Annotated in this window: 13 protein-coding genes and 1 pseudogene; 7 read left to right on the plus strand and 7 right to left on the minus strand. The window is 63.8% G+C overall.

What is annotated here, in order from left to right:
* Window positions 1–5: 5 nt before the first annotated feature.
* On the minus strand, window positions 6–2,144 hold the full coding sequence (locus ACP15H_RS19305) for an AAA family ATPase (RefSeq protein ID WP_425067773.1): 2,139 nt from the start codon (window positions 2,142–2,144) through the stop codon (window positions 6–8).
* Window positions 2,145–2,373: 229 nt separating this feature from the next.
* Here ACP15H_RS19305 and ACP15H_RS19310 point away from each other — a divergent pair, with 229 nt between their 5' ends.
* The 5 genes from ACP15H_RS19310 (at window position 2,374) to ACP15H_RS19330 (ending at window position 9,474) form a co-directional block, all read left to right on the plus strand.
* Entirely contained in the window at window positions 2,374–2,826 is a 453-nt protein-coding gene (locus ACP15H_RS19310) for a DUF2924 domain-containing protein (protein WP_425067774.1), read from the plus strand.
* Window positions 2,823–4,127 carry a recombinase family protein gene (locus tag ACP15H_RS19315; protein WP_425067775.1) on the plus strand — a complete coding sequence of 435 codons (1,305 nt, stop codon included), beginning with the start codon at window positions 2,823–2,825 and terminating at the stop codon, window positions 4,125–4,127. The genes ACP15H_RS19310 and ACP15H_RS19315 overlap by 4 nt, the downstream gene beginning before the upstream one ends.
* Before the next feature lie 20 nt (window positions 4,128–4,147).
* Complete coding sequence (locus ACP15H_RS19320; protein ID WP_425067776.1) at window positions 4,148–4,510, plus strand: hypothetical protein; 363 nt, start codon at window positions 4,148–4,150, stop codon at window positions 4,508–4,510.
* Between the two features lie 254 nt (window positions 4,511–4,764).
* The gene (locus tag ACP15H_RS19325; RefSeq protein WP_425067777.1) at window positions 4,765–6,885 is read left to right on the plus strand and encodes a site-specific DNA-methyltransferase; all 2,121 of its coding nucleotides are present in this window, start codon (window positions 4,765–4,767) and stop codon (window positions 6,883–6,885) included.
* A 3-nt stretch (window positions 6,886–6,888) separates the two neighbouring features.
* Window positions 6,889–9,474, plus strand: coding sequence for a DEAD/DEAH box helicase (locus ACP15H_RS19330; RefSeq protein ID WP_425067778.1), 2,586 nt, complete (start codon window positions 6,889–6,891; stop codon window positions 9,472–9,474).
* A 34-nt stretch (window positions 9,475–9,508) separates the two neighbouring features.
* Here ACP15H_RS19330 and ACP15H_RS19335 read toward each other — a convergent pair.
* Both ACP15H_RS19335 and ACP15H_RS19340 read right to left on the minus strand, forming a co-directional pair.
* Window positions 9,509–9,735, minus strand: a pseudogene (locus ACP15H_RS19335) (transposase); the annotation flags it as partial.
* A 630-nt stretch (window positions 9,736–10,365) separates the two neighbouring features.
* On the minus strand, window positions 10,366–12,531 hold the full coding sequence (locus ACP15H_RS19340) for a GAF domain-containing protein (RefSeq protein WP_425067779.1): 2,166 nt from the start codon (window positions 12,529–12,531) through the stop codon (window positions 10,366–10,368).
* 261 nt (window positions 12,532–12,792) lie between these two features.
* Between ACP15H_RS19340 and ACP15H_RS19345 the strand changes: the two genes are divergently transcribed.
* Both ACP15H_RS19345 and ACP15H_RS19350 read left to right on the plus strand, forming a co-directional pair.
* Window positions 12,793–13,839, plus strand: coding sequence for a hypothetical protein (locus tag ACP15H_RS19345; RefSeq protein ID WP_425067780.1), 1,047 nt, complete (start codon window positions 12,793–12,795; stop codon window positions 13,837–13,839).
* Window positions 13,840–14,656: 817 nt separating this feature from the next.
* Window positions 14,657–14,887: a DUF429 domain-containing protein gene (locus tag ACP15H_RS19350; protein ID WP_425067781.1), complete on the plus strand. Its 231-nt coding sequence runs from the start codon at window positions 14,657–14,659 to the stop codon at window positions 14,885–14,887.
* Here the strand turns inward: ACP15H_RS19350 and ACP15H_RS19355 are convergent.
* The 4 genes from ACP15H_RS19355 to ACP15H_RS19370 all read right to left on the minus strand — a co-directional run bounded on the left by ACP15H_RS19355 (window position 14,884) and on the right by ACP15H_RS19370 (window position 20,558).
* Window positions 14,884–17,688, minus strand: a complete 2,805-nt coding sequence (locus ACP15H_RS19355) for a cation-transporting P-type ATPase (protein ID WP_425067782.1) — start codon at window positions 17,686–17,688, stop codon at window positions 14,884–14,886. The genes ACP15H_RS19350 and ACP15H_RS19355 overlap by 4 nt on opposite strands.
* Window positions 17,689–17,780: 92 nt before the next feature.
* A complete protein-coding gene (locus ACP15H_RS19360) occupies window positions 17,781–18,620 on the minus strand; it encodes a universal stress protein (RefSeq protein ID WP_425067783.1) in 840 nt (279 codons plus the stop codon).
* A 135-nt stretch (window positions 18,621–18,755) separates the two neighbouring features.
* Window positions 18,756–19,595 (minus strand): universal stress protein, encoded by an 840-nt coding sequence (locus ACP15H_RS19365; protein ID WP_425067784.1) that lies wholly within the window; start codon window positions 19,593–19,595, stop codon window positions 18,756–18,758.
* A 93-nt stretch (window positions 19,596–19,688) separates the two neighbouring features.
* The gene (locus ACP15H_RS19370) at window positions 19,689–20,558 is read right to left on the minus strand and encodes a universal stress protein (RefSeq protein ID WP_425067785.1); all 870 of its coding nucleotides are present in this window, start codon (window positions 20,556–20,558) and stop codon (window positions 19,689–19,691) included.
* Window positions 20,559–20,585 lie beyond the last annotated feature (27 nt).

Below are 20,585 nucleotides of genomic sequence, written 5' to 3' on the forward strand. Positions count from 1 at the left end.
CTCACTCAGTGCCCGTACTTCTGCATGCGCAGGACGAAGGCTTCCTTGCCCCCCTCGAGCAGGTGTTCGATCTGCTCCTTCACGTCCTCCACCGTGCCCCTGTGGGTAACGGTGCCCTGGCGGCCATCCGATGCGAACACGAACACCCGGTCAGCCTCACCCAGAACGGGGATGTTGGGATTGTGCGTCACGAAGATCAGCTGCCGACCGCCCTTGGCGTTGCGCAGGCTCCGCACGATGGTGTCGTACACGAAGGCATTGTCGAGATTATCTTCCGGCTGATCGATCAGCAGCGGGCGCTCGCTCTCCAGCAGCAGAATCGGCAGCACGACGGTGCAGCGTTGGCCCGTCGACAGATCCGCCGAGTTCTTGTAGTCGGCGCCGTCCTTCAGGGAGATCAGCGGCTCGTCCTCGAGGTCGATCGTCTCCAGCTTGCCGATCTGGTCGCTCTCCTGGAGATGGCCGACGATCCTGGCGGCTTGGTCCGCAGCGATGTTGCCGTCCTCCGCCAGCCGCACGGCGTCGCCCTTGCGGACGATGCGCGACAGTTCCTCCGGAGAGAGGTTCTCCACGATGCGAGCAGCGATGCGGTTGTACTGCAGGCCGCAGCCCTTCAGCATCTCCTTGAGCAGGGCCTCGTAGTCCGACCGGTCTCCTGCCTGGGTAACGACGACCTTGATGGTCGGGGCGAGCGAGCGAGAGAGACACTCCGCGACCTGCTTGCGCAGCTGGAACCGCCGGTCGCGCAGCTCCGACAACTTCGCGTTCATCTGCCGGTGCGTGGTCTCCAGCTTCTTGCGCTTGCGGACCAAGCCATCCATCTCGTGCCGCGCCTTCGTCAACGTCAAATGGCGCTGCTGCAGCTTGGCCCGCTCCGATGCTCGTTGCTTCTCCTCGGCCGATCGGGCGATCACGTCGCGGTAGTGCTGCTCCTGGCGGGCATGGTCGGCAGCGAGCCTGGCCGCAACATCGTCCAGCCGGCTCGTGAGCGCGGTGCACCTCGACTGGATCTCGGGGAGCGCGGCACGGAAGGATTCCACGAACTCCGATGCCGCGGTCTCCAGCTCCTCGAACAGTACCTCGTTGGGCCCCTCGCGAACGCCCTCTCCGATCGCATGGACGCAGTTCTCGGCGACGCTATCGATAAAGCGCCGGAAGCCTGCGCCGGCCGAAGTTACGGCAATGCGAAGGTCGGCGATCATCTCCGTCTCGCGCGTCCGCAGTGCTTTGTGGGCATGGGCAGTGTTGATGAGGTCGGCGTCCTCGCCCTCGACCACCTGCATCTCCTGCAGCCGCTTGCCGACGACCTCAATCTCGGGAATGACATCCTCGATCTCGCGGATCCGGTGGTCGACATGGCGTAGGTCGAGCGCACTCTGCTCGATCTGCCGCTTGGCCTTCTGGATGTCGGCACTGGCCTCGCGGATCGCTTCCTCGGCGAACTTGTCGATCAGCGACAACTGGAAGCGCGGGTTGGTCGCGATCTCCTCGATCTCGTTCTGGCTGTAGATGTCGGCCTTGAACACCAGGTCGCGGTCCAGGGTGACAGGAATCGGCTCACCCTCGGCGTCGAGTACCTGGACATCGTCCCCCCAGGGTCGCTCGGCCCGATATCGCGTGCCGTGCCGCGTCTCGACCTCGAGGTGGATCGTGCCGCTGCCGAGATTCCCGCGCACGTGGCCCTCGATCGCGCGCGACCGCGGCCGGCCGTCGGCGGCGTCCGGCATCATGCCCAGGATGTAGCGGATGAACTCCAGCGCCGTGGTCTTGCCGGTGCCGCGGCCGCCGATGATGCAGTTGAGGCCGTCGCTGAATTCCAGCCGCGTGCCGTCGAGGAACCCCCCGGTGACGGACAGGCTGAGAATCCGGTGGTGCGACTGCCCAACATCCGGGTCGGCCGAAACGGCGTCGACCTTACGTACCGCCAATTGCATGCGTGATCCCCCGAAGAGGTAACCACGGCCGAAGCCGTGGTCGAAATACTCGATCAATAATGTTCTAGTTTTGTTCCGACATGGCGCGAAGTCAAACGCGGCGCCTGTGAACAACTTCGCGCGGCTTCCTTTGTTTGCGCGGAACCACGTTAACCAATTGATTCTGCTATCGATTTTCCTGAGGCCGAGTAGCCTTCGGCGACCGCACACCCTCTCGAAAGGTCGCCATGGTCCACAGCCACACCGGCCCCAGCCCTGTATTCCCCGACCGCCTCACTCCCACCGAACGTCTGGCCGAACTCGGCCAGATCCTGGCCGCCGGCCTCGTCCGTCTTCATGCCCGGAAGTCCAGTGCACTATCTGCCGACCGCGGAGACAGTTCCGTCGACTTCCTGCCCGACCGAAGCGGTCATGCCGACGCCCCCAAACGGAGAACGGCATGAAGGATCACGACACGGTATTGGCGCGCATTGCGGCCCTGAAGACGACGCCGACCGCGAAGCTGAAGGAGCAGTGGACGGCGCTCTTCAACACTCCGCCCCCGCCCTACAACCGGCGCTTCCTGGAGAGCCGGTTGGCCTACCGGATCCAGGAGCTGGCCTACGGCGGCCTGAAGCCTGAGACGGTGCGCCGGCTGGAACAGCTGGGGGAGCAGCTGGATGGTGGCAACATCGCCGTGCGCCGGGTGCGAGGCAGCGACATCCCCATCGCCGGCACCCGGCTGCTGCGCGAGTACCAGGGGGTCGAGCACACCGTGACGGTGATGGCCGACGGCTACGAGTGGCAGGGCCGGCCGTACAAGTCGCTGTCGGCCATCGCCCGGGCGATCACCGGCACCCGCTGGAACGGGCTGCTCTTCTTCGGGCTCAAGAACCGGCGGAGGGCAGCATGAAGAAGCCGGTCGTCCGTAAGGTCCGCTGCGCCGTCTACACCCGGAAGTCGACCGAGGAAGGCCTCGACATGGAGTTCAACAGCCTCGACGCCCAGCGCGAGGCTTGTAGCGCCTACATCGCCAGCCAGCGGTCGGAGGGCTGGGTCGAACTGGCGGATCAGTATGATGACGGCGGCTTTTCGGGTGGCACGCTGGAGCGACCGGCTCTCAGGCGGCTGATGGCCGACATCGAGGCCGGCCGGGTCGACGTCGTGGTGGTCTACAAGATCGACCGGCTGAGCCGCGCCTTGATGGACTTCGCCCGGCTGGTCGAGGTGTTTGACCGGTGCGGCGTCACCTTCGTGTCGGTGACCCAATCCTTCAACACGACCACCAGCATGGGCCGGTTGACCCTGAACGTGCTGCTCTCTTTCGCCCAGTTCGAGCGCGAGGTGATCGGTGAGCGCATCCGCGACAAGGTCGCTGCCTCCCGCCGGCGGGGCATGTGGATGGGCGGGTTCGTGCCCATGGGCTACCGGGTCGAGAACCGCAAGCTGGTCGTCCACGAGCCCGAGGCAGCGCTCATCCGGCGGATCTTCGAGCGGTTCCTGAAGGTCGGCTCGGCGACGCTGCTGGCACGCCAGCTTCGGGCCGAGGACGTCCGCAGTGCCCGCGGGCGCATCATCGACAAGGGAGCCCTGTACCGGATCCTCCGGAACCAGGTGTATGTCGGGCTGGCCGTCCACAAGGGCGTGGCCTACCCCGGCGAGCACGCCGCGATCGTCAGCCAGGCACTCTGGGACAAGGTGCAGTCGATCCTGCAGGAGAGCCCCCGGGTCCGGGGTTGCCGGGCTCGGGCCGCTACTCCCGCGCTCCTCAAGGGGCTGCTGTTCGGCCCAACGGGCCGCGCCATGAGCCCGACGCACACCCGCAAGCACGGCAAGCTCTATCGCTACTATGTCTGCCAGGCCGCTTTGAAGGGCGAGGCAGAGGGGTCGCCCATCCGACGGGTCTCGGCGGCTGCCATCGAGGCGGCGGTCATCGACCAGCTGCGGGCCCTGCTCCGGTCCCCTGAAGTCGTGATGGCGACATGGCGGGCTGCCGAGCCCCAAGTCGACGGACTGTCGGAAGGGTTGGTGCGGGCGGCTCTGGAGCGGCTCGATCCGCTCTGGGAGGACCTGTTCCCCGCCGAGCAGACCCGCATCGTCCAGCTGCTGGTCAAGCGCATCGACCTCAAGACGGACGGCCTCGAGCTCCAGCTCCGGACGCAGGGGCTCGGCCACGTCGTGCAGGAACTAGGCACCCTCCGGAGGGCTGCCTGATGCCGCGAGCTGAGCCGGTCATGACGATCAAGGTGCCCTTTGCTGTGCGCAAGCGGGGCGGCCGAAAGCTGGTCCTGGCGCCGGACGGTGTGCCGGTACCGGCCATGGTGCCCCACATCGACACCACGCTCGTGAAGGCCATCGCCCGGGCGTTCCGATGGCAGAAGATGTTGGAAACCGGCCGGTACGCGACAATCCGCGAGATCGCGAAGGCCGAGAGGATCAACCCGTCGTACGTCTCACGCGTGCTCAGGCTGACGCTGCTCGCGCCAGCGACCGTGGAGGCGATTCTGGATGGGCGCGCGAGCGCCGGGCCGACGCTGGCGGAGGCCATGGGGGTGTTTCCGGTAGAGTGGACGAGGCAGACAAGAGCCCGAGCATAGTTGATAGCCGCTCCGCACGGCAGCCCGCGCGACGCGTGGATTGGCAATCGAAGTTGAAGACTCCTCAGTCGGCAGGGCACCATCCAAAATCAAAACCAGTGGCCAAGCTGACTCGGGAACTGCAATCTGCGATTGCTATTCAAAGGTGAAAAATGACGACGCCGACGGAACTGTTGATAAACGCCAACGGAATGATTCAGGTGCACGCGATCTGTTTAACGCGCTAGTTGGATTGATAACAAAGAGGCTACAACGTGTCGCGACTGACGGACCTGATCGCGCGGGCCAAGGCCCGAGACAGTGCGCTGGGCGATGAGCTTGAGCGGGAATTCAAGGCGCTGGCGTCGCGGCGGGCCTTCGGGCTGAACTTCGAACGGCACCGGCCGGAAAGCGTGGAACTACCCGGGCGGCCCGTACGACGGGGCGACAAGGTGCGCGTTTTGCCGCCGCGCGGCACGACGCAGCGTGGTGACCAGCGGCTGTGGCGGGTGACCCGGCTTAGCGCCGACGTCGAGGCACGGATGGCGCAGATCACACTGATCGATGTGGAGACACCCGAGACGGCCGAAGTGGCGGTCGCCGACCTGGTCGTGGTGGCCGAGTTCCGCGACTTCATCTACCCCGGCTTGGTCAGCACCGGTCGCGTGACGCGAGGCGGCAACAAGCCCTTCCATACAGTCATCAACGGCGAAAACTTCCACGTGCTCGAGGCGCTGACATACACCCATCGCGGCAAGATCGACGCTATCTACATCGACCCTCCCTACAATTCGGGTGCAAGCGACTGGAAGTACAATAACGACTACGTCGAGAAAGATGACCTGTACCGACATTCAAAATGGCTTGCCATGATGGAGCGGCGGTTGAAAGTGGCAGGCCGACTCCTGAACCCACACAACAGCGTCCTTATTGTTGCCATTGACGATAAGGAGTTTTCGAGGCTTGCCTTGCTTCTTGAACAGGTTTTTCCCGAGGCGCGGCAAGAAATGATTACTTCAGTGATCAATCCTCGCGGGAAGTACCGGCAAGGCGAGTTCGCCAGATGCGAAGAGTATCTCTTCTTCCTGTCCTTCGGCTCGGCAAAGGTTCTTGGTGAACCAGACGACGATTTTGGCGCTGGTGCTACGGTCAGCTGGAGAACATTGCGCCGTAGCGATCTGTCGTCGGCCAGAGGGACCAAGAAGGGAGGAACGGGGCAGTTTTATCCAATCTACATCAACGGCTCGGGAAAGATCGAAAAGATTGGTGACCCGTTGGAGCACGGGGTCGACAGATCAACAGCACCGTCTCTGCCTGACTGCGTCGCCGTTTTTCCGATTAGAGATGACGGCACCGAGATGAATTGGGGCCTTACCGCACCGTCGCTCGGTGACTTGCTGACAAAAGGGTATGTGCGGGTTGGTAGGGCGACGCCGGACAAGCCACAGAATTGCGAGATTTCCTATCTGACTTCCGGACGAATCGCCGACATCGAAACAGGGAGGGCCAAAGTTTTTGGTCGCGCGAAAGATGGCAGCGTTGTCGCGAGATACGAGGCAAGCAAGATCAAGATGCCGGTATCTACTTGGTCGCGGCCTTCCCACAACGCCGAGATATGTGGAACAGACCTGCTCAAGCGCTTGATTGGAGAACGCGCGTTTCCGTTTCCCAAAAGCCTATTCGCAGTGGAAGATTGCCTCCGCCTTTTTGTTGCGGACAAGCCTAACGCCACAATTGTCGACTTCTTCTCGGGCTCTGGCACGACGGCCCATGCCGTCATGCGCCTGAACCGCCAAGACGGTGGTCGGCGGCAATGCATCTCGATCACCAACAACGAAGTTGCGGCCGACGAACAGGCGGCCCTGCGCACTGCTGGCCTGCGTCCGGGTGACCTCGACTGGGAGAAGTGGGGCATCTGCGACTACATCACCAAGCCACGTATCGCCGCCGCCATCACGGGCAAGACGCCAGAGGGCAAAGATATCGAAGGTGATTACAAGTTCACCGACGAATTCCCGATAGCCGAGGGGTTCGAGGAGAACGCCGAGTTCTTCACTCTGACCTATGAATCCCACGTCGCCGTCGGCGCAAACTTCGCCTTTCAACGCATCGCTCCCCTCTTGTGGATGCGGGCGGGGTCGGAGGGTCGCCGGATCGACGGCCTGCCCGCAACCGGGTGGGAGGTAGCCGACACCTATGGCCTGCTGGTAGATCTGGACCGCGCAGGTGCCTTCTGCGAAGCCGTCGCTGCGCAAGGCGGGCTGCGGGTCGCCTATGTGGTGACCGATGACGACCGCCGTTTCCAAGCGGTGGCTCGCGCGCTGCCGGACGGCGTCGAACCGGTGCGACTCTACGAGTCGTACCTCTCCAATTTCCGCTTTTCCATGGGCCGCTGAGCCATGAAGTTTACCCTCAAGGATTACCAGGACGAGGCCGTCAGCAAGGTTCTAGTGAACCTCAAGAAGGCATCGAAGCGCTGGCGAGAGGACGGTGACAAGCACGCCTTTTCGCTGACGGCGACAACGGGCGCGGGCAAGACCGTCATGGCTGCGGCCGTGTTCGAGGCGCTGTTCCACGGCGATGACAATTACGACGTCGAGCCGGATCCGGGGGCCGTTGTGATCTGGTTCAGCGACGATCCCTCGTTGAACGAACAGTCCCGTTACCGCTTGCTTCAGGCGTCGGACCGGCTGTCGATCTCGGAACTGGTGGTGGTGCAGAATACCTTTCAGCGCGAGGCGCTGGAGCCAGGCAAGATCTACTTCCTGAACACGCAAAAGCTGAGCAAGTCGAGCCTGCTCGTGCGGGGGCGGGAACAGGATGAAGAGACCGACCCGGATGCGCCGCCGTTGCCGATGCCGGACAGCCGATCCTGGACGATCTGGGACACGATCCAGAACACGATCGATGATCCTACCTTGACGCTTTACCTCGTACTCGACGAGGCGCATCGCGGCATGCGCGCGGCAACCGGCGCGGGCGAAAAGACCACCATCGTTAGGCGGCTGATCAACGGGTCGGGTTCCGTGCCGGGAGTCCCGGTCGTCTGGGGCATCTCGGCCACGGTCGAGCGGTTCAACGCTGCGATGGCCGACATGCAAGGGCGCGCGACCCTCCCCAGCGTGGTCGTGGATTCGGGCAAGGTGCAGGCGTCAGGCCTCCTGAAGGACACGATCATTCTCGACGTGCCGAAGGAGGCAGGGCAGTTCGACACCGTGCTGGTGCGTCGTGGCACCGACAAGCTGAAGGAGATCTCAGCCGCCTGGACGGTATATGGCGCGCAGCAGAGCGATGCCGGTGTGGTACTGCCGCTGATGGTGCTACAGGTGCCCAATGCTCCGGATCGAAATGACATCGGCAAGGCGCTGGACACGATCTTCACCCAGTGGCCGGAGCTGCAAGAGGATGTAGTGGCACACGTTTTCGGCGAACACTCGACCCAGGCTTTCGGCCGCCACAGCGTGCCTTATATCTCACCCGAACGGGTACAGGATTCGACATGGGTCCGGGTCCTGATCGCCAAAGACGCCATCAGCACGGGATGGGACTGTCCACGCGCCGAGGTCATGGTCTCCTTCCGGCCCGCCCGAGACAAGACGCACATCACGCAGCTTCTGGGTCGGATGGTACGCACCCCGCTTGCACGGCGAATCCCTGGAAATGACCGACTGAACTCGGTGGACTGCCTGCTGCCGTTTTTTGACGAGGCGTCTGTCAAGGATGTCGCCAAAGCGCTCATGTCAGGCGGAGATGGGGGCGACGATCTCCCCGGCCGCCGTGTGCTGATCAACCCCGTGGAGCTGAAGCCGAACCCCGCCATCCCCGAGGCGGTCTGGGACAAGCTGCTTTCTCTGCCGTCACAAACGCTGCCAAAACGCCATGCGCGACCGGTCAAGCGGCTCACATCTCTCGCACACGAACTTGCGGTGGATGGTCTGCTGGCCGATGCAGGGAAGCAGGCTCATGCAGAGATGCACAAAGTTCTGAACGGCATCCGCGCGCGCTATAAGGCCGAAATAGAGGCCGCTCGCAAGTCGGTCATGACGGTCGAGGGCAGGAGCGTGAAAGCCGACCTGAAGGGCGGCGCAATGACGTTCGACGATTTCCTGGAAGAAGCGGACTACGCCGTCATCGAGGATGCCTACCGTCGCGCTGGTCGGGCCATCAGTCCCGATCTCACAACCACATACAGCGACTATCTCGCCCGGCACGAAGGTGACACGAGCGATATGGAGACGGCATTCATGGAGGCGCATGTCAGCATTGCTGCCTTGGGCCTAGTGCCACAGGCTCGCGAGACGCTCGATGCCGAAGCCGAAAAGCTCGCCAACCAGTGGCTTGCCCGGTTCCGTGTCGAGATCAAGAATCTGACGGACGAACGCCAGGACGTCTATCGCCAGATCAAGGCGATGAGCGCCTATCCGATGGAGGTGGAAATTGCTCGCCCGACATCGTGGATGCAAGGAACCACGATCCGCGACGCAAATGGGGCTGAAACACCTCTCCCGACTTTCGAGAGGCATCTCCTTTGCGATGAGCGAGGGCTGTTCCCCGAGGAATTCAATTCCTGGGAAGGTGAAGTGGTCCGTGCGGAACTTGGCCGGTCAGGCACGGTCGCGTGGTATCGCAATCCGTCGCGCTCCAGCCAGGATTCGCTTGGGATCATCTATGACGATGGTGGGGCTCCAAAGATCGTGCGGCCGGATTTCGTCTTTTTCGTTCAACAGAGCGACGGCACATTCACTGCCGACATCGTTGATCCGCACGGTATCCAGTTCGGTGACGCCATCCCGAAGCTGAAGGGTTTGGCACAGTATGCAGAACAATTCGGCGCCCATTATCGACGAATTGACGCTGTTGCGAAGATCGGCGAACGGTTCCGTGTTATCGATCTCAAGGAGCCTTCAACTCGTTCAGCTATTGCATCAGCAACGTCAATAAAATCACTGTACGAGAGCCCGATCGGAGCAGACTACTTAGGATAAAGGCAGGCTATAGAAAATTTACTCGTCTACAAAACCTTGCGCCGACGGCCTTGATCAACGGGCGCAAGGCCTTTGCTTTGTGGCTGCCGAGATTATCGAGGACGACGATATCTCCTTGCCGCAGGATGGGCAGGAGCAGTTGCTCGACATAGGCGCGAAAGCACTGTTCGCTGATCGGACCGTCGAAGATGCAGGGTGCGGTGATCCATCCCAGCGTAACGCGCCGAGGAAGGTCAGGGTCCGCCACCGTTCCTGCGGGGCTGGGCTCCCAAGCACTGGCACTCTAACGACGGTTCCACAGGCCCTTCGTGGCTAAGCGAGCTTCGCGGCGCGCTCGCCGCAGGTGTCGGCCCCGCTGCAGAGCCAACTCCTGCAGCCAAACCCCACCGAAATTCGAATTTCGGCTCCGCTCTCCAGCCGCCCGAACCTTTCAAACCCGCAGAACTACGCTCCGAATTCCCCAGCAAGATCAGCGACTTACAAGAAGCGTACTAAATCCCGCAGTCATCAGCTTTGGAGAGAAAGGGCCATAGAGAGAGCCAAACGGCCCCTGGAACGGCGACGCCAGTCAACAGGTACGGCGCGAAGTGCCCGCCGTTATTGGGCTTTTGCGCCCCTCGCCGACGCGAGAGAGACTGTCAGATCGGCGGTGAATGGCGGAGGAAAAGGAACTGGGATCCAACGGTCTCCGCTCCCGTTCCGACGCTTTCCCCGCAAACGACAATACCCAGGAAGATAACGACCAGAACATGGACCAGACTGAAGCCGCTTGATCACCGGTGCGGGCGCGGAAACTGTCAGCCGATTTCTGTCTCAGTACATTCCGTTGTTCTAGGTCTTCGCCAGCGGCGTCGTCCAGCGTCCCGTCAGCCTACGCTGACGGGACGCACGTCAGGTTTCGGCACCCGGCGTCACGGCAAGCTTGGACAGGGCATAGGAGATGTCGTCGGCGAGGGCCGAGAGGAGCTGGACCTCCTCCGCGTCGAAGGCCTGCGGCTCCGCCGCATAGATCACGAGGGCCGCCGCCACCGTGCCGTGACGGCGCAGCGGCAGGGCGATGCTGGAGCGGTATCCGTGCCGCAGCGCTTCGTCGTGCCACGGCCGTGTCTTCGGATTGTTCTCGAAATCCTGGTTGACCTGGATGGCCCCCGTCTTGATTGCCATGCCCAGCGGCCCGTTGCCCGTAGGCTCGTCGTTCCAGGTGATATGAGCGTAAGCGAGATAACCCTGGTCGTAACCCGCAATCGCCGGGAAGCGGAAAGTCTTGTCCGGATCGTCATTGGCAACGGCGACCGCCACCATCCGGAAATCGCCGAATGCGACGAGACCCTCGCAGATCTGCTCGAACATCTCGGCCTCCGACTCGGCCCACAGCAGGATGCTGGTTGCCGCCTGCAGCGAGCGCTTCACACGCGACAGCCGCAGAACCTCCTGCTCCAGCCTCACACGATCGCTGATGTCGACGCCCATCGCCTGACGATAGGTCTGTCCTTCGAGTTCGAAAGTGCTGATCCGCACTTCCGCGGGAAACGTGCTGCCGTCCTTGCGGCGGACAACGGTGCGATATGCTGTTTGGCCCCCGGCCACGGCGGCTGTCCGTTGATCGTCCTCGTCCGTCCGGTCGGGCGCTCTGAGGTTTCTTGCATCCATCCCCCGGAGTTCCTTGGCGCTATATCCGACGGCCTTCTGCGCGGCCTGGTTGGTCTCGAGAATTCGGTCCTGCTCGTCGAACACGATGAACATGTCCTGTATGGCATGAACGAACCGCAGATTGCGCACCGCCAGGTCACGCGCTTCGTCGCGCTGGCTTCTCCAGAGCGACCAGACCAGAAAGCCCGCCACCAGAATGGTGGCCCCGAACACCAGGACGATCTTCTCGGACCGGCGATCGACCGGGCCCATCACCTCGTCTTCGTCCGACTTGGCGATCACGATCCAGGGAACGGCCGTGACAGCGTGCGTCGCCGCGACGACCCCCTCCCCACGATAATCCACACCCACTCGCGCGCCGTCTCCCTGGCGGATCGCGGTGGCGGCCACGAGGTTCGGCGTCGACAGGGGGAGGCGGAGCCCTGAGGGCGGGATTGGGTTCTGCCAGAAACGCGGTGCAACCAGGAAGACGGCGTCGTCCCCGTCTCGACGCACCACCAGGACTTCCGATGTCGCGCTCTGTGTGGGCCAGATCTGAATTTTCCGGAACAGGTCGACAGCCGGGTCGACCACGAGCACGACAACGAACTGGCGCGAACCAGGCACGCTGGTGCCGAGCGGTTGCGCGAATGCCAGGCTGGGGCTCGGTGGCGTGCCGGCATCGAGTCGAATTGGTCCGATCTTCAGCTTGCCGTCGCGTGCCGCCTCACGCACGAGGCCTTCGACCCCGGCATGATCACTGTGACCGGGAGTGCCACCCACCTCGACCAGCAATTGCCCATCGGACGAAAACAGCATGACTTCGCGCCGCTCGGGATGTCCGATCAGGAGCTGATACAGCATCAGTTCAACGAACTGCCGCAGCTCCGGACCCGCCTCGATCTGGCCGAGCGGCAACCCCTTGAGGGACGTGACCAGAAATCCAAGGTCGATCGCTCTCTCGGCGACCCACTGGTCGATCTGCTGCGCCTTGAGGCGGGCGATACCGGCCTGCTGGGACAGCCGCTCATCGCGAAAGGCGGTGCGCAGATCGTTGTTGAGAAGGTATCCGGTACCGGCGATACCCAAGGCAAAGGCGGCGAATACGGTCACGAGCAACCGTTTTCTGATGGCGAGGGCCGCTTCGGGATGGTCCCCCTGCCGCACACTCCTGCGCAACGAACGCTGGAAGAAGACGCCGAAGGCGATCAGGGCGATCACGAGGCCAAGCGCCAGCAGCGCGCCCCGCGAAAACAGGTCCTGCATCGCCCGCTCGAAGGACGGGACCAATCCCAGCCATTCATCGACCGTGAGCACGGCCGCGAGGAGCATCAATCCGACCAGCGCCGCTAGTGAGATCGAATAGATCCGTCGTACAGAACCGGTTTCGGGTTCCGTCCCGGACGGAGGAAGCTCCTGCTGTTTCATCGTCCCCCGACCTGGGTGCATCTAAAGTCGCCTGAACGCGCCGCAGAACTTGGCCATCCCACTATAGCCAAGGCGCCGACGGCGTCCTTGATCCAGCGCAATCTTCGGGCTGGCACGGATGATCTAAAGAGGGCTGGTGAATACAGAAGTCGTTGCATGGTACATTTTTTCACCGACGCTGGGAATTCTTCCCGGGCGTTGAGGCGAGACCGGGGAAAAGCGTGACGCACTCCGAACCAGTGGCAGCGCGCGGTGGCCGATATGCCTAGTTGGCTGTCGGTCTTTGCGATCGGCTTGCTCTGCTGGAGCGCCGTGCCGGAGGCTAGTGCCTTCAACATTACCCTCGACAGCAAGTCGATCCCCGGACTGAACCCGAAGACGCCCCTGGTCGCCCATGCGGTTCGCATCACCGGCCGCTTCGAACAGGGCGATGGCGACAAGCTTCGGATCATGCTGGCCGACCTCAAGGCCAAGACCGCCAGGATAACCGGTCAACCTCTGGCAACCGCCGAACTCAGCAGCAGCGGTGGCGACCTGTTCGAAGGACTGAAGGTCGGGTACCTGTTCCGCGAGTTCGAGGTCGCCACGCTCGTGCGCAAGGGCGACATCTGCCTCTCCGCGTGTGCGATGGCGTTCCTGGGCGGTACGGCCAGCCGACAGCCGCCCACGCCGCTGCCCAGCCGCACCATCGAGATCGGCGGTCAGGTCGGCTTCCACAACTTCACGCTGGATTCCACGGTGGTCCAGAACGAGACGAAGGGCGATGCCACGGCGGGAATCGCCCGCGGCTTCGGGCTGGGCAGGGCCGGCGCCTCGGCGCTGATCCGCTACGCCGCCGACCTCGGCGTCGACCCGGGCTTCATCGCACAACTGCTCGTGCGTCCGCCCGACACCTGGCTCTACATCGACACCAACGAAATGTTCCTGACCGTCGGCGCCTGCCCGAGCGGGCGCGAACCGCCGCTGGGCCGCCTCGAACTGCAGGCCGTGAATGTCTGCAATCACGCAAGCGGCGGATCCGGTGTCGCCGAAGCGTCCCAGGCGCGGCCGACGACGGCCCGCGAGGCCAAGCGCTACCTGCTCGAACAGGTCCAGCGGAACGTCGAGAGTGTGAACGTCAAGGGACCACTGGTCGGACAGCTCGCGGGCGTCCTCGCCTCGAAGGACGACCGGCTGATCGAAAGTGTCTATTCGGACCTGCGGGCCGCGGGGATCCCGTTGCCGGAGCCGGTGGGCCGAAGCTTCATCATCAGCGGCTATGCTTTAGCGGCTATGCTTTCGGTGAACTGCAGGCCGACTGTCACGTGAACCTGCCGGGGAGCGAGCCCGACAAGTTCGACTTCGTCCTCATCATCACGGGAGTGGACCTTTCCCGCCCCTTCGCCCTCCCGCCACCGATGTGCCCAGGCCTCTTCCGGTACGATGGCCAGGAAGTCCTCAATCCGAAACGATGAGCATTCAGCGACGGTCTATGGAACGTCGAAGTCGACAAATGGCTACGCGAAAACACGCGTGACAAGAAATTCCAAACACGTTCGAATAACGCACCACCTGCGGCTTCCGTCGGAACCTCGTAGGGCCAAAGAACTGACCCGGCCAACGCACCATCACGCTTGTGCCTGCTCAAAACTCCAAACGTCAGCGCGAGGCCGATGAGGCCACGATAGATGACCTGTAGCATCGCTATTCCCCTCCCCAAGGGGGAAAAGCTTCGGGTAGAATCTGAGATACGGAAAGAAGCTTGTTTACCAAAATGGGTCAGCATGTCGGTCGACTGGCCGACCTGGCGAGGTCCGAGCGGATGCCAACAAGAGCGTGCAGCGGGTCGAAATTTGGTTTGACCGACCGTCCTGCGCCGGCAACGCCATGGCCTGCACCATCTCTACGAGCGTCGCGCGGCCTGAACCGTTTGCGGTGACCGAACCTGCACCGCCTTTGCGGCGCCGGACGTCGTCGCGGTCCGCTATTGCGTCGCTCGGAGGCTGACGCGCTGAGAACCCCCGCACGGAGATCGGGTCGCAACAGAGCAGCGCGCTCTCCGATTACCGAACATCGGCAAGAATCGTATTCATCGGAATACCAATTCCATGGTCGGACGAAATTTTGAGCAAGGACAGGCAACCCCGTGCTCAGCAGGACGCGCCGGCCCGACGGTTTTGCCGAGCGCCTCGACCCGCTCGCGCGTCACGGCTTCCCTTGGGAGCCGCGACCGCTACCAGGCGCGGCCCGCGACGACGTCCTCGACGCCATGGCCGTCTGCCGCACGGCCCTGCTGATCGCCGAGGGCACGGCGACGCGCCTGGGACCGGAGCATGAGCGTGATCGCTACGGGCTGCCGATGAACATCTGGTTCTAGCGGGCGGGACGCGCCTGGTCGCCCGCACGCCCCGCGAACAAGGCGAACAGGGCGAACAGGCGCTTCTCGACTTCGACGCAGACGAGCAGCGCAAAACCCACCGCTATGATCGCCGCGCCCTCGCCGATAGAAAGGTCGCGCGTGCCGAAGACCGCCTGCATCGGCGGCAGGTAGGTGAAAGCGAACTGGGCGACGACGACGATTCCGACGCCGATCAGGACGGCACGCGTTCCGAACACGCCCCGCCATGTCAGCGATGTGCCATGAACGTAGCGCACGCTGAACAGATAGAAGATCTCCATCACCACCAGCGTGTTGACCACCATGGTCCGCGCGTTCTCGATCGGAAGGTTGCGGGCTTCCGCCCAGCTAAACATCCCGAAGGTTCCGACGACCATCAGGGCCGAGACGAACAGGACCCGCCACAGGAGCCGTCCGGACAGGATCCGCTCCCCCGGCTGCCGGGCCGGCCGCTGCATGGCTCCCGGCTCGGCAGGCTCGAAGGCCAGAGTGAGGCCGAGGGCAACGGCCGTAATCATGTTGACCCACAGGATCTGAACCGGCGTCACCGGCAAGGTGAGGCCGAACAGGATGGCCAGGATGATCGTCATGGCCTCGCCGCCGTTGGTCGGCAGCGTCCAGGTGATCACCTTGGAGAGGTTGTCGTAGACGGTGCGCCCCTCGCGGACAGCAGCCACGACGGACGCGAAGTTGTCGTCAGCAAGCACCATCTCGCTCGCCTCCTTGGCGGCCTCGGTACCCTTGCCTCCCATGGCGACGCCGACGTCGGCGCGTTTGAGCGCCGGCGCGTCGTTGACCCCGTCACCGGTCATGGCGATCACGGAACCATCCTTCTGTAAAGCCTCCACGAGACGGAGCTTGTGCTCGGGACTGGTGCGCGCAAACACCGTCGAGACCTGCGCCTGGCGCCTGAACTCGGCTTCATCGAGGCCGTCGAGTTCCTGTCCTGTGACCACCACGGGATCCGCCGCGAGCCCGAGCTGCAGGGCTATGGCACGTGCGGTGGAAGCATGATCGCCGGTGATCATCTTGACGCGGATACCGGCCGATCTGCACTCGGCGACGGCGGCCACGGCTTCCGGCCGGGGCGGATCGATCAGGCCCACGAGGCCGAGCAGCGTGAGCCCTCCCTCGACGTCGGCGGGCGCGATCTCGCCCGCCTGCTCGGGCATGGTCCTGCGGGCGATGGCGATGACGCGCCGGCCCTCGGCCCCGAGCCGCTCGGTCTCGCGACGCCACCAATCCAGGTCGATCAGCGCTTCGCCCTCCTGGGTGGCCGCCCAGGCGCACATCTCGACGATGCGTTCCGGCGCTCCCTTCACATAGGCGACAGGGCGCCGTCCATCGCGGGCGTTCAGCGTCGCCATGTAGCGGTGGCGCGCGTCGAAGGGAATCTCGTCACGCCGGACGAAGCCCTTCCGCGCCGCCGTGATGTCGTGTCCGGCCTTGCTGGCCAACGAGACGAGCGCTCCCTCCATCGGGTCGCCGTCGACGATCCATTCCTCGCCAGAGCGCCGGATCTCGGCGTCGTTGCACAGAAGGGCCGCCAGCGTAAGTTCCTCGAGAACGGGATCGGCGGCGGGATCGACCGCAGCGCCGCCCTCGACCGCAAACCCACCCTCGGGACGATACCCGACCCCTTCGACGACGATCCGACGATCCGCCGTCACGACGGCGGTCACGGTCATCTCGTTGCGGGTCAGTGTCCCGGTCTTGTCGGAACAGATCACGGAGACGGCGCCGAGCGTCTCCACAGCCGGCAGCCGACGAATGATCGCATTGCGCCGCGCCATGCGCTGGACGCCGACGGCAAGCGTGATCGTCATCACCGCAGGCAAACCTTCGGGAATGGCGGCGACGGCCAGGCCCACGACCGCCATGAAGGCTTCGTCGAAAGCATAGGCCTGGACGAAGGCGGCATAGAGGAACACGAGACCCGATACGCCCAGGATGGCGAAGGTGACCTGTCGCGCGAACTGATCCATCTGCCGGACAAGAGGCGTCGCCAGCCGTTCGACGGCGCCGATCATCACGCTGATCCGCCCCAGCTCCGTGGCCGCGCCGGTGCCGATCACGACGCCCGTCCCCTGACCGGTCGTGACGAAGGTTCCGGAGTGCGCCATGCTCAGGCGGTCTCCAAGAGGGGTCGCGACGTCGACGGGTCCGATCGCCTTGTCGACGGGGACCGACTCGCCGGTCAGGATGGCCTCGTCGATCCGGAGATTGCGCGACTTGACGAGACGCAGGTCGGCCGGCACGCGATCGCCGGCTTCGAGCAGCACCATGTCACCGGGCACGACCTGGTCGGCCGGAACGGTCTGGCGATGACCGTCGCGGATCACGGAGGCGCGCGGGTCGATCAGGCCGCGGATCGCCTCGAGCGCCTTCTCCGCGCGCCCTTCCTGGATGAAGCCGATCACGGCATTGGCAACCACGACCGCGAAGATCACCAGCGCGTCGACCGTATGGTCGAGCGCCGCCGCCACGACGCCCGCCGCCATCAGCACATAGATGAAGAGATTGTCGAACTGCTCGGCAAGCCGTCGCAGGGCCCCGCGATGCGGCCCTTGCGGCAGGCGGTTCGGTCCCCAGATCGCGAGCCGTCGCGCCGCCTCGGTCGCGTCGAGGCCGTCGGATCGCGTTCCGAGAGCGGTCAGCGACTCCCCCGGCTCCAGCGCATGCCAGGCGCGATCCAGATCCAGCCGCGCATCGACGCCCGCTGTTGCGCCGGGACGTCCCGCTGCTCCTGAACCTGAAGTTTCCGACAGGGACTCCCGCATCGTCACGAACTCCCAGCCGCGCCCTGGACGACGCACGTCGTCGGAGCGCGGTAAATGTGATTGCAGCCAACCGGATCGGCAGGCGACGAGGGCTAGTGCGAGAGCAGCACCGGCAGGCGAAGGTCGGCGAACACACCCGTGGTTGCGCCGCCGAGAACGAAATCGCGGATGCGGGAATGGCCGAACCCTCCCATCGCAAGCATCTGCGCCCCCTCCGCCAGGGCCTTCTCCTGCAACGCCTGGGCAATCGTCTTTTCGCCGAGAGTGATTTCGATTGGATGTGCCTTCACCCCCCGCTTCTCCAGCGAGGATGCAAGAAGGCTGGCGAGAGCTGCTCCAGCCAGAGGCTTCTCGTCGCCGACCGTCAACACCGTGACGCGACCACCGTCTGCCAGAAGGGGAAGCGCATCACCCAGCGCGCGGGCGGCGACCCGGCTTGCATCCCACGCGATCGCGATATGCTCCAGCCGGGCGGCCGGCCGGGCGGAACTCGGCACCAGAATGGCTGGCCGACCGGATCCGAAGACGACGGCCTCGATCAGATGCTGGGCGGAAGCCTCTTCCCTGGACCAGGGAAGCACCGCCAGGTCGTAGTATCGAGCCTCCGCGGCAGCCGCATCGAGGATCCCGCTCAAAAGGACCTCCCTGCTCGTACAGGTCACGGTGGGAGGAGATCCGACCGCGCGCACCAGACTCTGGAGACGGCTGCATTCGGACTTGCTCTTGTCCTCGGCCGCCCGAACCAGACCGGGAATGTCGATCAGCATGCTGGCCAGCGGCGACGGCACCCGAGGAATGTCGACGGAGAAGGTCGTGACCTCGAGCGCGCCTCCCAGCGAAATAGCGAAACCGGCAGCCGCCAGGACGGCCTCATCTGCGACCGCTTCCGGATAGGTCGCCAACGGCATGTAGGTCCTGCGGGTCGTGATCATTTCGCTTCTCCAATTGAGTGAGCCCGCGCGCGAGGAAAGGCCAACCGTCTTACCTCACATGCTGTGCAATTCTGGAGAAAGATCCCGCGCCCGACCTTGATCTGGGTCAACCGCCAAGGCCAGGCGTTCACTCGTTCAGTGATAGATGAAGAGCGGAATCGGCGCGCTGTCGAACAGGTGACGGGTCGTGGAGCCGAAGAGAATCTCCCGGAAACCCCGATGACCGAAGGCGCCCATGACGAGCATCCGTGCACCCGTCTCCGAAGCACGCCTCAGCAGGACATCGGCCGGGTTGTCCGTCGTTGCGACCGCCTCGAGGTCGGCGTCGATGTCATGCAGAGCCAGGAATGAACGGGCTCGTTCAGCAACGGACAGGGCGGCCGATTGCTCGCGCCCGATCGACAGGATGCGAGCGCCGGAGGATCCGCAAATCCCCATCAGCGCCGCGACCTGCAATGCCTTCGCGGCCGGCGCGCTTCCATCGTAGGCCACCAGGACGGGCCCCTTCTCGATCCATTCGGGACCGCTCACCACGACCGGACGGCACCCTTTGGCGATGATGTGGTGGACAAGGGGCGTCACGCCCTCGACCGCCTCGAGATGAAACTCGGCATCCCGGCCGGTCACGACGAGGTCGCACGTCTCGATCATCCGAAGAAATCCGTCGCGCACGTCCGCTTCGAGAGTGGAGCACTCGGCGTCCAGTCCCTCGTCTGCCAAGGAACGCCGAAACACCTCCGGCAGCTCAACGATTCTTGCGCGTCGTTCGTCGGCCAGCTTCTTGCGATGCTGCAGCCGGTCGTAGGCGTGTTGCACCCCGCCGATCGGAATCGGCTCGACGCGATCGAGGTCGCTGACATCCAGTGCGGTCACGCCTCTCACCTGGGCGCCGCACTGTCGAGCCAGTGCAACTGCAAGTCTCCTGGCAGCGACGGCGGACGGCGTGTCATCGACGGTGACGAGAATGGAACGCATGGGAACCCTTTCGTTATGTAGTGGCGGCACCACCCTGATGCTCCTGCCGTGACGAACCTTCGGATCGACCAGGACCGACGGCCAGGCGAGACATCAAGGCCTTACGGCGAGGATGTCGCAGGGAGGGTAGCTTAGAAGATCCTCGGCGACGCTTCCCATGACGGCGTGCGCTATGCCGCTCCGACCGTGAGTACCGAGGACGAGAAGATCCGGCTTCAGCTGATCTACCTGATCCTCGATCACGTCGCGGACGGGCCCCTGTTTCTGGACTGGAAACACGCGAGCGGGCACTGCCTGCAGGAGAGGAAGAAGCGCTGGGAAATCCCCGTTGACGAACCGCTCCATCTCTTCCTCATGGCTCCTCGACACTTCTTGACGCGTATCCTCGCTCCTCAGGAACGCCTTGAAGGGGACATCGAACGCATGGACGAGGTGAAACTCCGCATTCGGGAATAACTTCACTGCGAACTCGATGGCGCGCCGCGAGCAATCGGAGAAATCGACCGCCACCATGATGCGGCGATAGTCGGATTGCGGTCTCGCCTTGACCATCAGGACCTGGCACGCGCGGCTCCGAATGACGCGCTCCGCCGTAGTGCCACGGAAGAGATCACGTGTCTCGTTGCGGTGAACGCCGAGAACGATGAGTTCGCACCCGGATTTCAGGGCGACGTCCTCAATCTCTTTGTAGTCCGTGCCGAGCACGACCTTGATGTCAGGCGCCATCGCTTCGGCGCCTTTCAGTGCTGCGACATGTTCGCCAATCAACTCGCGGGCCTCATCGACCAGCCGATCGGCCGTCCGCCGCGGAAGTTCCGCGTCGACCACGTGAAGGATCGTGAGGGCTGAACCCGTCACCTTCGCCAGGAGGACGGCCCGCTCGACCGCGCGATCGGATCGCGCGGACAGGTCCGTCGCGACGAGCACTTTGGACGGCGCGGACGCGGCTGCTGCGTTCGTCATCGCGTATGCCGAAAGGTCATGAATGGC

It is taken from the genome of Reyranella sp. (assembly GCF_965249915.1).
GTDB lineage: Bacteria > Pseudomonadota > Alphaproteobacteria > Reyranellales > Reyranellaceae > Reyranella.